12 protein-coding genes are annotated in these 11,862 nt (G+C 73.6%); 10 read left to right on the top strand and 2 right to left on the bottom strand.

Translation table 11 applies throughout. The annotated features are described in order from the left end of the window. The 3 genes from HUW36_RS15010 to HUW36_RS15000 all read left to right on the top strand — a co-directional run. On the top strand, positions 1–772 hold a 772-nt coding region (locus HUW36_RS15010; RefSeq protein WP_174528731.1), incomplete at its 5' end, for an ATP-binding cassette domain-containing protein. 92 nt (positions 773–864) lie between these two features. Then, on the top strand, positions 865–1,692 hold the full coding sequence (locus tag HUW36_RS15005; protein WP_174528730.1) for an ECF transporter S component: 828 nt from the start codon (positions 865–867) through the stop codon (positions 1,690–1,692). Positions 1,693–1,745: 53 nt separating this feature from the next. Beyond that, entirely contained in the window at positions 1,746–2,027 is a 282-nt protein-coding gene (locus tag HUW36_RS15000) for a recombinase zinc ribbon domain-containing protein (RefSeq protein WP_174528729.1), read from the top strand. A gap of 992 nt (positions 2,028–3,019) precedes the next feature. On the opposite strand, the gene HUW36_RS14995 is transcribed toward HUW36_RS15000, so the two are convergent. Together HUW36_RS14995 and pdxR are read right to left on the bottom strand one after the other, a co-directional pair. After that, on the bottom strand, positions 3,020–3,496 hold the full coding sequence (locus HUW36_RS14995) for an HIT family protein (RefSeq protein ID WP_217428813.1): 477 nt from the start codon (positions 3,494–3,496) through the stop codon (positions 3,020–3,022). A 71-nt stretch (positions 3,497–3,567) separates the two neighbouring features. Further along, positions 3,568–4,977: a MocR-like pyridoxine biosynthesis transcription factor PdxR gene (gene pdxR / locus HUW36_RS14990; protein ID WP_246248181.1), complete on the bottom strand. Its 1,410-nt coding sequence runs from the start codon at positions 4,975–4,977 to the stop codon at positions 3,568–3,570. A 398-nt stretch (positions 4,978–5,375) separates the two neighbouring features. Here pdxR and HUW36_RS14985 point away from each other — a divergent pair, with 398 nt between their 5' ends. The 7 genes from HUW36_RS14985 to HUW36_RS14955 all read left to right on the top strand — a co-directional run. Then, complete coding sequence (locus tag HUW36_RS14985; protein ID WP_246248180.1) at positions 5,376–6,788, top strand: anthranilate synthase component I family protein; 1,413 nt, start codon at positions 5,376–5,378, stop codon at positions 6,786–6,788. Beyond that, complete coding sequence (locus HUW36_RS14980; RefSeq protein ID WP_174528726.1) at positions 6,785–7,369, top strand: anthranilate synthase component II; 585 nt, start codon at positions 6,785–6,787, stop codon at positions 7,367–7,369. The genes HUW36_RS14985 and HUW36_RS14980 overlap by 4 nt, the downstream gene beginning before the upstream one ends. 16 nt (positions 7,370–7,385) lie before the next feature. Further along, positions 7,386–8,096 carry an SDR family NAD(P)-dependent oxidoreductase gene (locus tag HUW36_RS14975; protein WP_174528725.1) on the top strand — a complete coding sequence of 237 codons (711 nt, stop codon included), beginning with the start codon at positions 7,386–7,388 and terminating at the stop codon, positions 8,094–8,096. Positions 8,097–8,125: 29 nt separating this feature from the next. Continuing rightward, positions 8,126–9,550 carry a phenylacetate--CoA ligase family protein gene (locus HUW36_RS14970; protein ID WP_174528724.1) on the top strand — a complete coding sequence of 475 codons (1,425 nt, stop codon included), beginning with the start codon at positions 8,126–8,128 and terminating at the stop codon, positions 9,548–9,550. After that, a complete protein-coding gene (locus HUW36_RS14965) occupies positions 9,534–10,181 on the top strand; it encodes a prephenate dehydratase (RefSeq protein ID WP_174528723.1) in 648 nt (215 codons plus the stop codon). The genes HUW36_RS14970 and HUW36_RS14965 overlap by 17 nt, the downstream gene beginning before the upstream one ends. A gap of 27 nt (positions 10,182–10,208) precedes the next feature. Beyond that, complete coding sequence (locus HUW36_RS14960; RefSeq protein ID WP_246248179.1) at positions 10,209–11,498, top strand: amidohydrolase family protein; 1,290 nt, start codon at positions 10,209–10,211, stop codon at positions 11,496–11,498. Beyond that, the coding region (locus HUW36_RS14955) for an MFS transporter (protein WP_174528721.1) at positions 11,498–11,862 on the top strand (365 nt) is incomplete at its 3' end. The genes HUW36_RS14960 and HUW36_RS14955, both read left to right, overlap by 1 nt.

The raw sequence follows: 11,862 nt of genomic DNA, 5'->3' as shown, positions 1-11,862 counted from the left end.
CGCGCCGACGCTGACCGCGCGGCGGATCGTGGTCCGCTACCCCGGCACGGTGGCGGTGGCCGGCGTCGACCTCGACCTGCACGCCGGCCGGGTGGTCGCGCTGATGGGCCGCAACGGCTCCGGCAAGTCCAGCCTGCTCTGGGCGGTGCAGGGCAGCGGCCCCCGGCACGGCGGGACGGTCGCGGTCGCCGGCCCGGACGGCCCGGTCGACCCGGGTACGCTGCCGCCCGGCCGGGCCCGCCGGTACGTCGGTCTGGTCCCGCAGACCCCGGGCGACCTGCTCTACCTGGAGACGGTGGACGCCGAGTGCGCGCAGGCCGACCGGGAGACCGGCGCACCGGCCGGCACCTGCCGGCGACTGCTGGACCAGCTCGCTCCCGCCCTGCCCGGTGACCGGCACCCGCGCGACCTGTCCGAGGGGCAGCGCCTCGCTCTCGCCCTCGCCGTCCAGCTCACCGCCGCGCCGCCGGTGGTCCTGCTGGACGAGCCGACCCGGGGCCTGGACTACCACGCGAAGCGGCAGTTCGCCGCCGTGGTGCGGGAGCTGGCCGACGCCGGCCGCACCGTGGTGCTGGCCACCCACGACGTCGAACTGGTCGCCACGCTGGCTGACCGGGTGGTGGTGCTGGCCGACGGCGAGGTGGTCGCCGACGGTGGCACGGCGGAGATCATGCTGGCCTCGCCGGCGTTCGCCCCGCAGGTGGCCAAGGTCCTCGCGCCGGCGCCGTGGCTGACCGTCGAGCAGCTCACCTCCGCCCTGGCCCCGGCATGAGCGAACGCACCGAGCGAAGCGAGGGCCGTGCGCACATGCCCAGCCAGCCCCGCATGAGCGAACGCACCGAGCGAAGCGAGGGCCGTGCGCGCATGCCCAGCCAGCCCCGCGGGAGCGTGCTGCGGGTCGCGCCGCGGACCGCGGTGGTGCTCGCCCTCGCCTCGGTCGCCGCGCTTGCCACGTTCGCCTGGCCGTTCTTCGTCCCGGCGCAGCCGGAGTCGACCGCGCGGACCGGTGAGGCGCCGCTGGTCTTCCTGGTCATGCTGCCCGTGCTGGTGGCGCTGGTCCTGGCCGAGCTCAGCTCCGGCGGCATCGACAGCAAGGCGCTGGCGATGCTCGGCGTGCTCGCCGCCGTGAACGCGGCGCTGCGCCCGCTGGGCGCGGGCACCGCCGGCATCGAGACCGTCTTCTTCCTGCTCGTGCTCGCCGGCCGGGTGTTCGGCCCCGGCTTCGGGTTCCTGCTCGGCTCCACGTCGCTGTTCGCGTCCGCGCTGCTCACCGCCGGGGTCGGGCCGTGGCTGCCGTTCCAGATGCTCTGCGCGTCCTGGATCGGGCTCGGCGCCGGCCTGCTCCCGGGACGGTTGCGGGGCCGGGCCGAGACGGCCGTCCTGGCCGGCTACGGCGCGCTGGCCGCGTACGGCTACGGCCTGCTGATGAACCTGTGGTTCTGGCCGTTCAGCGTCGGCGCGGACACGCAACTGTCCTACGTGGCCGGCGCACCGGTGCTGGAGAACCTGCACCGATTCGCCGTCTTCACCGCCGTCACGTCGACGTTCGGCTGGGACACCGGACGGGCGGTCACCACCGCGGTGGCGGTCGTCCTCGCCGGCCCGGCGGTGCTCGCCGCGCTGCGCCGGGCCGCCCGGCGGGCCGCGTTCGACGCGCCGGTCACCTTCGCCGCCCCCGACCGGCCCGGCTGACCCGACGGGCCACCTAGAACAGCGAGCTGTTCTCGACGCCGTGGGAGCCGATCGTGGATCGCGACGACTGGCAGCGGGTGTGCGAGATCTTGGACGACCCGTCGCGGCGCAGGAGCGAGACCAACCAGCGCAAGTACATGCTGTCGGGACTGGTGTTTTGCCACTGCGGTAACCGAATGACCTCCACCAGCGCCAAGCGCACCGAGGGACCGACGTACGAGTGCTCCCCGGACAAGCTCAACAAGGACGGGTGTGGCGGTACGCGAAACGTCATGCAGCCACGTGAGGAGTACATCGCTGAGCAGGTGTTCGCCCGACTCGACTCTCGGGGGTAGGGCGCGGGCACAGCGACACCAGCTCGTCGTCAGGGCACGCCATCTCAGATGTCACCTATCGGTGCAGCAGACCCCTTCGGCGATCTCAGGGATCTCCACGCGCGAGTCGTGTTGGTCGGGTACGCTGCCCACCAGGACCACCCGAGCCGCACTGGTTGGGGTGCCCTCTCGGGCCAGTCTGCCTATATGAGCAAGACCGCGCAAAGGTTGGCTACGAGAATATATTTGTGGCGCTCTGTGCTCCGGCGGCAGCGTTGCCCAGTAGTCGCGTACCGAGTGGTAGGCAGCACCATCAGCAAGACCCGAGACGGGAGTGCCGTCTCGGTACTGAGATCCACGATCGCCGGAACGCGGACTCAGCCAGACCAGTGTTGACGCACTGGGCGGGCTGGGTTTACGCACCCTCGCCCGACCAGGGGAGGAGGGTTAGGCAGTGTGGATCGCAAGTCTTGAGCCACTCATCAGCGCAGGGCCGACGGTAGTGGCTGCTGTCCTCGGTGTGCCGGTAGCGGGCATAGTTCTGATCATCGCCATAGCTCTTCGTGGGACTGACCCGAAGGATCGGCCCGGCATCATCAAGGCCGTAGCTGAGCTGTTCCCATGGCGCCGGTGAGGGTCAGCGTTGGGTCAGGTGCAGGCCGGCTGCGAGCAACCGCAGCTCAAGCCGGGCTTCCTGCTCTACCGCGATGTGCCGGACCTTGGCTCGCACACCAGGATTCGTGATGTCTGCCAGGAGGCTCGGGCCTTCCTCGGCCCACACCCGCTCGTCCCGGTGGACCTTCCGACATGCTGCGTCGTCCTTACGCATTCGGGGGTGGTCGCAGTGACTGTGCTTCCTCGTGCGCCGGGCGGGAGGAGGCAGCCCGGCCCTTTCTCTGCGGCAGTCGCGCGGGCTGCCCTCTTACCCGGAGGCGTAGTAGTACCAGGGGCGTCGAGGTGCCCCCCGTCGCGCCACACGACACCTCCGTCGCGCCCGGCCGGTCCGGCGGTCCTCACCCAGCCGCGAGCGCCGCCCGGATCCGCACCCCCAGGTCGGCGACCTGTTCCGGGGTCTGCCGGACGACGCCGTGCTCGGCCATCAACGCGTGATACTGCTGCCGCTCGTAGGGCACCCCTGGCGGAAGCGGCGCGACGTGCCAGTGCACGTGCGCGTTGCCCGCGGCGCTGCCCAGCGACAGCAGGTAAGTGCGCTCGGGCCGAACCACGTCGGCGACCGCGCGGGCGATCCGGTGCACGACCGCCTGGAGGTCCAGGTACTCCGCCGCTGTCAGCTCGCCCACCACGTCCTCGACGTGCCGGCGCGGCGCGACGAGTACGGAGCCGAACAGGGTCGGGTACCGGTTCAGGAAGGCCACATGGCTGCCGTCGTCGTGGAGCATCTCGTGCGCGTAGTCGGGATCACCGTCCAGGAAGGCGCAGACGAAGCACCGCCCGGACCGCGCCCGACGCACATAGTCCGCCAGATCCACCCCCGCACCCTAGCCCCCGCCCCCGCCGACCACCCCCGTCCCCGCCCAACTTGGCGATCAAGGAGTTTGCGTCAGTCGGAACGGCGGCCCGAGACGCGAACTCCTTGGTCAACGCGCGACCGTGGGGGTGGGGTGGGGCGGGGGGTCAGGTCACGGTAGGCGGTCGCCAGGCCGGCCAGGCCCCGGCCCAGGTCGGCGCCGCGCACGCCCGCGTAGCCGAGCACCAGCGCGGGCGGGCGGGCGTCGTGGCGCAGGGCGTAGAACCGGCCGCCGCGTACCAGCACGGACCGGCGGCGGGCCGCCTCCACCATCGACTCCTCGGCGCACCAGCGGGGCAGCACCAGGTAGGTCTGGAGACCGCCGTCCCCGCTGAGCGGTGACGCGCCGGGCAGGTGGCGGGCGACGTGCTGGTGCACCGCCTGGCGGCGGCGTTGGAACTCGGCCCGCAGCCGGCGCAGGTGCCTGTCGAACGCGCCGGTGTCGACCAGCCGGGCGAAGACGAGCTGGTCGAGTCCGGAGCAACCGATGTCCCAGCCGGCGCGGACCCGCTCGATCGCGGCGGCCAGCCCGGGCGGGGCGGCAAGCCAGCCGAGCCGCAGCGCCGGGGCGAGGACCTTGCTGGCGCTGCCGGCGTAGACCACCCGGTCCGGGGCGAGGCTCTGCAGCGCGGGCATGCGCTGCGCCGGGGCCACGAACGCGGCGTCGAAGTCGTCCTCGACCACGTAGCCGTCGACCGCGCGGGCCCAGGCGAGCAGTTGCGCGCGGCGGTCCGGGCTGAGCGCGGCCCCGGTCGGGAACTGGCTGGCCGGGGTGGTCAGCACCGCCCGGACGCCGGTGGCGGCCAGGTCGTCGACGCGGATGCCGTGCCGGTCCACCGGTACGGCCACCGGACGCAGTCCGGCGTCGGCGATGAACGCCCACTCCCCCGGGTGGCCCGGGTCCTCCACGCCCACCGCGTCGTGTCCCTGGTCGCGCAGCACCCGGCAGAGCAGGGCGAGACCCTGCGCGAACCCGGAGGTGACCATGAGGTGTTCGGGTCGGACGCGGACGCCCCGGACCCGGCCGAGGTAGCCGGCGAGCGTGCGGCGCACCGGCGGCAGGCCGGACGGCGGGGCGTAGCCCAGTTCCCGGGGGCCGGCGGCGCGGACCACCGCGCTGACGCTGCGGATCCAGTCCTGGCGCGGAAACGCGGAGACGTCGGTGCCGCCGGCGCGCAGGTCCCACACCTCGGGCGTGGGCGTCTCGTCGGTGGTGAGCGCGGAGCCGACCTCGGCGGGCGCGGCGTCCGCGACGGACGTGCCGGAGCCGCGCTGCGAGGTCAGGTATCCCTCGGCGCAGAGCTGTTCGTACGCCTCGACGACCACGGTACGGGACACGCCGAGGTCCTTGGCGAGCTGCCGGCTGGACGGAACCCGGGTGCCGGGGCGCAGCGCACCCCCGTCGATCTGCCGGCGCAGGGCGTTGCGGAGCTGCGCCGCCAATGTTTCGCGCGCATCACCATCAATTGACAGACTCAGATGCCACACCGAGTGGTCCCCTCCCGGTCAGCCGAAGTGGTATGGACAGCGGGATCCGCACTTGGCGAAAGTGTTTCCCGGGCCCGCAACCGTTTCCCCGCAGGGGGCGGGGGTGGTCGCGCGCCCTTTCCAACGGGGGAAGTCCGATCTGTCACGAACGTGACCCTGCTCGGCGGGCGTTGCGAGGAGCGGGCTGCTCAGAGGGGGGTTCCACAGTGTCCTCATTGTCGACCACGGTGAGCGCACAAACCGCGCATCACCGATCAATGGCGGAGAGACCTACGCCACCATCGGACACCATTCCCATTTCCGTGACCTCTATCACACTGCCATCCGTCGATCCGTTATCCCTTTACACCGCATTGACGGAAAACCACCCCTCGGAGGACGTCTACCTCTTCGAAAGCCTCGACGGCCCGGCCCGCGACCGGCAGGCGGCGGCCGTGGGCTGGGGACGGCTCGCCGAACTGCGGTTCCTGGCCGACAGGTGCGAGCTGACCGCCGCCGGCCCGCTCGGCGGCGCGCTGCGCGCCGTGGTCACCGCGGTCCTCGGCCCGCCCGTGGCGCGCGACGTCACGACGTACGCCTGGGTGGTGCCCGGCCCGGCGCGGCTGTGGGCCGTGGTCCGCGCCGTGCAGCGGGCGTTCACGGTCTCCACCACCGTGCCGACCGATCGCTTCGCCTTCGGCTTCCTCACCACGCTGGCCTACGAGGCGGCCCGCGACATGGACGAACTCGCTCTCGACCGGACGGTCGACGACCTCCCCCGGTGCGCGCTGACGCTGTTCCGGCACACCGTCTGGTGGGACCTGCCGGCCGGCACCGCCCACCAGCTCCACGCCGCCGGCCCACACCTGCCGCCGGAGGCCACGCCGGCGGTGACGCGGCTGCTCGCCGGGCGACCCGACCGGGAGGCGGAGGTGCCGGCGGCACCGGCGCCGGCCCGGGTCCGCGACAACCTCGACGAGGAGACGTTCGCCCGACGGGTCCGGCGGTGCCTGCGGCACATCGAGGTGGGCGACAGCTACCAGATCCAGATCGGCCACCGGATCGAGGTCGAGACCGCCCTCACCCCGGCGCAGGTCTATCGCCGACTGCGGCACCGCAACCCGTCGCCGTACATGTACCTGGCGCCCTGGGCCGGCCGGACCGTGATCGGGGCCAGCCCGGAGCTGTTCCTGCGCATCGACGGCGACCGGCTGTCGATGCGTCCGATCGCCGGCACCGCCGCGCGCGCGGCCGACCCGGAGACCGACCGCCGCCGGGTGGACGAGCTGCTGGCCAGCGAGAAGGAGCGGGCCGAGCACGTGATGCTCGTCGACCTGTGCCGCAACGACATCGGCCGGGTCTGTGAGCCGGGCACGCTGTCGGTCGACGCGATGCTCGAGGTCGAGCCGTTCGCGTACGTGCACCACCTGGTCTCCACCGTCTCCGGCCGGCTCGACGACGGCGCGGACGTGTGGGCGGCGGTCTGCGCGGCGTTCCCGGCCGGCACCATGACGGGCGCGCCGAAGCTGCGGTCCATGGAGATCATCGACGGGCTGGAGGACGAGGCCCGGGGCATCTACGCCGGGGCGATCGGGCTGGTCGACGTGCGCGGGTTCGCGGTGCTGGCGCTCTGCATCCGTACCGCCGTGCACGACGGTCACCGCTACCACACCCAGGCCTCCGCCGGCGTCGTCGCCGACTCCACGCCGGCCGCCGAGTGGCGGGAGACGCTGGCCAAGATGAGCGCCACCTACTGGGCGCTGACCGGCGAGGAGCTGCTGCCGTGAGGGTCCTGCTCGTCGACGCGTACGACAGCTTCACCCACATCATCGACCAGTACCTGCGGACGCTCGGCGCGGCGACCGTGGTGGTCCGGTCCCGGTCGCGCACCCATGAGCAGCTCGTCGCGCTGCGTCCGGACGCGGTGGTGCTCGGCCCCGGGCCGGGCCACCCGGCCGACTCCGGGCACGTCGAGCTGGTGCACACGTTCGCCGGCCGGGTGCCGCTGCTCGGCGTCTGCCTCGGCCACCAGGCGATCGGCCTGGCCTACGGCGGCACGGTCGCGGTGGCCCGGCACCTCATGCACGGCAAGACCAGCGAGGTCACCCACGACGGTCGGGGCGTGTTCGCCGGGGCGCCGGCGCCGCTGACCGTCACCCGCTACCACTCGCTGATCGTCGCCGATCCGGCGCCGCCGGAGCTGGAGGTCACCGCGCGCGCCGGCGACGACGGCTACGTGATGGGGGTGCGCCACCGCACGCTGGCCGTCGAGGGGGTGCAGTTCCATCCGGAGAGCGTGATGACCCAGGACGGGCTGCGGCTGTTCGACACCTTCCTGCGCGGTGCGTCCGCGCCGGTCGCGGGCTGAGCGGCGGAGGACCGTCATGACCGACTCCCCGACCCCGCTCGCCGTGGTCACCGGCGGCGCCGGTGGCATCGGCCGGGCCGTCACCGCCGCGCTGACCCGCACCGGGCACCGCGTGGTCAGCGTCGACCGCGACGCGGCCGCCGACCCGTCGGCGTACGCGACGGTGGTCGCCGACCTGGCCGTGCCGGAGCGGGTGGAGCGGGTCGTCGCCGACGTGCGCGCCCGCCACGGCCTGCCCGCCGTGCTGGTGAACAACGCCGGCGTCTACCTGGCCCGCGACTTCCTCGACTACGACGCGAGGACGTACGCCGAGGTGCTCGACGTCAACCTCGGCGCGACGTTCTTCGGCACCCTGGCGTACGCGCGGGCGCTTGTGGCCGCCGGCCGCCCCGGCACGGTGGTGAACGTCGCCTCGATCAGCGGCCGCTCCGGCAGCCCGGACGCCGCGTACGGCGCCTCCAAGGGCGCGGTGATCGCGCTGACCCGCAGCCTCGGCCGGGCGCTGGCCGCGCACCGCGTCCGGGTCAACGCGGTGGCGCCGGGGCTGGTCGAGACACCGATGGCCGACCGCATCCCGGCCGACCGCCGCGACGACTACCGGGCCCGGATCCCGGCCGGCCGCTTCGGCACGCCGGACGAGGTCGCGGCGGCCGTCGCCTGGCTGGCCGACCCGGCCAGCAGCTACGTGACGGCCACCGTGCTCGACGTGAACGGCGGCCTGCACTGACCCGCGCCACACCCGAAAGGACCCCGACCATGTGGCTTCCGACCACCGGCCCGGCGGCCGGCTTCGCCGCCGACTACCTGACCCTGCACCGCGCCTTCTTCGACCGCACGCTCACCGCCGAGCAGCTCGACTCCTGGCGGCACCGGCAACTGCGGCGGGTGCTCGACCAGGTCGCCACCGGCTCGCCGTTCTACGCCCGGCACCTGGCCGGCGTCGACCTGGCCTCGGTCACGCCGGCCACCCTCGACACGCTGCCGTTCACCACGAAGGCGCACCTGCGCGAGGAGATGCTGGACGTGCTCAGCCGGCCGCTGGCCGAGGCCGTCTTCTTCTACGAGACCACCGGCACGACCGGGCCCGCCACCCCGTGCCCCCGCGACGGCCGGGAGGTGGTGGCCAGCAACGCCCACGTCACCGAGTCCTGGGCGTCGATCTTCCGGCACCACTTCGGCGACCACGCGCCCCGGGTGGGGCTGATGGGACCGACCGAGGTGCACTCGTTCGGCGACACGCTCGGCGACGTCGCCCGCAACGTCGGCGCGATGAACGCCAAGATCTGGCCGTACTCGCCGGTGATCGGCTTCGCCAAGGCGCTGCAACTGATGAAGGACCTGGCCCTGGAGGTGATCTGCTGCACGCCGGGGGTGGCGCTGACCCTGGCCAAGGCCGCCGAGCACCACGGCTACCGGCTGCGCGAGGACTTCGGGGTCAAGCTGCTCTTCGTCACCGGGGAGATGTGCACGCCGGCGCTGGCGCACAACCTGGAGTCGGTCTGGGGCGCGGACGTCTACAACATCCTCTACGGGTCGCAGGAGGCGTTCGTCATCGCCACCGCCTGCCGCAACAAGCGGATGCACCTGTCCCAGACCAACTACCTGATCGAGGTGGTCGACCCGGAGACCGGTGAGTCGCACGGCCCGCGCGGCAGCGGCGAGTTGACCGTCACCATGCTCGTCGACGGGGTGAAGCCGCTGATCCGCTACCGCACCGGCGACGCGGTGGTGGTCGGCGCGTCGGACTGCGACTGCGAGCTGCCCGGCGACCTGGTGCAGATCGTCGGCCGGACGCTGGACCGGATCGAGCTGGGCGGGCGGCGGCGCACCGCCGGCCAGATCGAGAGCGCGGTGCTGACCGGCGTCACCGGCTCGGCCGGCTACCAGGTGGTGATCGACCACGACCCGGCCACCGGCGGCGACCGGCTGACCATTCGCCTGGAACTGCTCAAGGACCTGGTCGACGACCCGGCCCGGGTGGCCGCCGGGGTGCGGGACCGGGCCGCCGACGCGCTCGGCGTGCCGGTCGAGGTGGAGCTGAGCGACGGGTTGGACCCGATCGTCAGCACCGGCGCGTTCGTGAGCTGGAAGGCCGCCCGGATCGTGGACCGGCGGGTCGCCGACGACCACGAGACCCGGGTGGCGCAGCGGATGGCGGGCAGGCGTGGCTACGACACCTGACACCGCCGCCGCCGAGCCGGTCCCCGCGCTGCCGGGGCCGCTCGCCGGGGCGTACGGGCGGCGGTGGCGGGCCGTGGTGGACCGCTGGGCGCGGCGTCCCGGCACGGCGGTGGCGACGCTCGGCCCGCCCGGCACGTCCAGCCACCTGACCGCCGCGTTCCTCGCCGAGCGGCACGCGCTGCGGATCGAGCTGTGCGACACGTTCGACGCGGTGCTCGGCGCGCTTGTGGACGGCCGGGTGGAGCAGGCGCTGGTGCCCAGCGCCTACCAGGGCGCGACCCGCTTCCACTGGCACCGCGACCTGCGGCTGGACGCGTACTTCGCGCAGGCCACCCCGGAGTACGGCATCGCCGCCCGCGCGGACGGCGCGCCCGACGGCGCCGGTGAGGTGACGGTGGCCGCGCTCTGGGAGGTCCGGCGGATCTACGGCGACCTGGTGCCGCCCGCGCTGGCGGACCGCCCGGTGCGGTGGGTGGACGCGGACTCCACCCAGCACGCCGCCGAGCTGCTCGCCGCCGGGGGCGCCGACCTCGCCGTGACCAACGCCCCGGGGGTACGCCGGCACGGGTTGCGCTGGGTGGTCCGCCGCCCCGGCGCGGAGATCGTCTGGCTGCTCTTCGGCCACCGCTGAACCCCTTCGAGAATCGGAGTGACCACCGTGTCCCGACGAACGTTGCTGCACCGCGCCACCGTCCAGGAGGGACTGGGCGTGGCGTCCCGACCGCACCACAGCGTGCTGCTCGACGGCGAGCGGATCGTCGCGGTGCTGCCCGAGGCGCAGGCGCCGCTGCACGACCCGGGTGTGGACGTGCTCGACCTGGACGGCCGGACGGTGATGCCGGGCATGACGCTCGGCCACACCCACATCGCCTACCTGGACGTGCTCGACGGCCGGGAGACGCTGTTCAAGTACACGGTCCCGGAGGTGACGCTCGGCGCGGCGGCGAACGCGGCGGCGATGCTCCGGCTGGGCTACACCGCGTTCGTCGGCGCCGGCTCGGTGGCCGGCATCGACATGGCGCTGCGGCGGGCGATCGAGTCCGGCCGGCTGCCCGGCCCGCGGATCACCCCATGCAGTCGGGACCTGATGGTGTCCGGGCCGCCGGAACGCCGGAACCCGGCGGTCAAGCAGCGCATCCCCACCGACCTGATGCGGCTGGCCGACACCCCGGAGGAACTCGTCGACTACGTCAACACGGAGGTCGACCAGGGCGCGGAGATCATCAAGGTGTTCTCCACCGGGGACGACACGTTCCCCAACGGCCGCTCGCACGAACTGCTGTTCACCGCCGAGGAGCTGGTGGTCGCGGCCCGCGCGGCGCACGAGCGCGGGGTACGGATCCGGGCGCACTCGCGCGGGCTGGGCGGCATCCGCAACGCCGTCGCCGCCGGGGTGGACGTCATCGACCACGCGACGTACGCCGACGACGCGGCGCTGGAGGCGATCGCCGAACGCGGCATCTTCGTGGTGCCGAGCCTGCACCAGCCGCACCGGCTGCTCACCACCGGCACCGCGCACGGCAAGACCCCGGAGTACCTGGAGACGCTGGAGTTCCAGGCCGAGGTGGAGAACACGCTGCGGATCCTGCCGCTGATGGTGGAGATGGGCATCCCGATCGTGGCCGGCGACGACTTCGGCTTCGCCTGGACCCCGCACGGCCGCTACGCCGAGGAGCTGGAGACGTACGTGAGCATGGCCGGCATCCCGGCGCCCACGGTGCTGACCTGGGCCACCGCCAACGGCGCGCGGCTGGCCGGGCGGGGCGACGAGGCCGGCACGGTGCAGCCGGGCCGGCTGGCCGACCTGGTGGTCACCGACGGCGACCCGGCGCGGGACATCACCGTGCTGGGCCGGCCGGAGGCGATCGAGCTGGTGCTGCTGGGCGGTGCGGTGGTCGCCGGGGACGCCGCCGCCTACCGGGACCGGCAGCCGGCGGGGGTGGCCTGATGCGGCGGGTCGTTCCCGTGGTGCCGCTGCTGGCGGTGGGCGCGTTCGCCATCGGCACGGACACGTTCGTGGTCGCCGGGGTGCTGCCCGAGGTGGCCCGGGACCTCGACGTGAGCGTCGCCTCGGCCGGCTGGGTGAGTACCGTGTTCGCACTTGCCTACGCGGTCGCCGCGCCGGTGCTCGGCGCGGTCACCGGCCGCTGGGAGCGGCGTACCGTGCTGCTGCTCTCGCTGGCCGGGTTCACCCTGGGCAACGTCGCGTCGGCGCTGGCCCCGGACCTGCCGCTGCTGCTCGGCGCGCGGGTGCTGACCGCGGTGAGCGCGGCGCTCTACGTTCCCGCCGCGTCCGCCTCGGCCGCCGCGCT

The sequence above is a fragment of the Micromonospora maritima genome (genome assembly GCF_902825405.1).
Lineage (GTDB): Bacteria > Actinomycetota > Actinomycetes > Mycobacteriales > Micromonosporaceae > Micromonospora > Micromonospora maritima.
This window is presented reverse-complemented; position numbering and strand designations above follow the sequence as displayed.